Annotated in this window: 1 protein-coding gene; it reads right to left on the bottom strand. The window is 48.2% G+C overall.

The window, feature by feature from the left end; translation table 11 throughout:
• Positions 1–195: 195 nt before the first annotated feature.
• A partial coding sequence (locus tag ACLUWI_RS10145; RefSeq protein WP_412147223.1) for a MucBP domain-containing protein occupies positions 196–873 on the bottom strand: 678 nt, incomplete at its 5' end.

The raw sequence follows: 873 nt of genomic DNA, 5'->3' as shown, positions 1-873 counted from the left end.
CGACCGCTGCTTTTTTATTCTTTAATTTTTGAAATTGCCTACTGCTTGGCAGGCAACACGGTTCAATATGGTGTGCTTACGTTAAAAATCATATTCCCGTTTATTTTTAAAGTCAAAAAAGGCCGGTCACTTAATAGTAAAGTGATCGACCTTTTTCAATTTTAGTTTCTCATGAACACTTTTGAAACTTTTAGATTAGTCTTCACGACGCTTCTTGCGCGTACCGAACAGTGCCAGCATCGATGCCACACCGGCAAAGCCTAAGCCCATTGCAGCCGTGGCTTCGTTCTTGTCGTTACCAGTTTGTGGCAGCGTTGCCTGCTTAGCAGCTTCAGTCTTAGCTGACGTTGGCGTTGCTTGGCTTTGACCAGCTGGTGCTACAGGAGTTTGTGGCTGTGCAGGTTCAGCTGGCGTAACTGGCGTTGTTGGTTCGCCTGGAGTCGTAGGCGTAGTCGGCGTCGTTGGAGTATCAGGCGTCGTTGGCGTCTCATTCTTAGTGTATGGTACCGGCGTGTCTACCGTTGGATCAGCTGGCGTGATTGGGCTTGGATCCACTGGCGTGTAGCCTGGTACTTCTGGAATTGGTTCATTTGGCACAACCTTCGTTGGATCATCTGGATCATTTTGGTAGATTGGCGTGTCCGCACCTGGGATTGGGTTGCCATTTGGATCAACCGGAATGATCTTACCAACCTTCTTGTAAATAAACGTTGCCGTTTCATCGCCATTGCCAAACGTACCCTTGGTGTTGTCCTGCTTTACCAGAACGTAGCCATTGATTACCTTGGCATCGCCCGTTACGTCAAAGTCATCGCCATTCTTGTAGGAGCTGCCCTTGGATACGCTTGGTGACAGTTCATTACCGTCTTCATC

The sequence above is a fragment of the Limosilactobacillus mucosae genome, assembly GCF_046939755.1.
Classification (GTDB): domain Bacteria; phylum Bacillota; class Bacilli; order Lactobacillales; family Lactobacillaceae; genus Limosilactobacillus; species Limosilactobacillus mucosae_A.
This window is presented reverse-complemented; position numbering and strand designations above follow the sequence as displayed.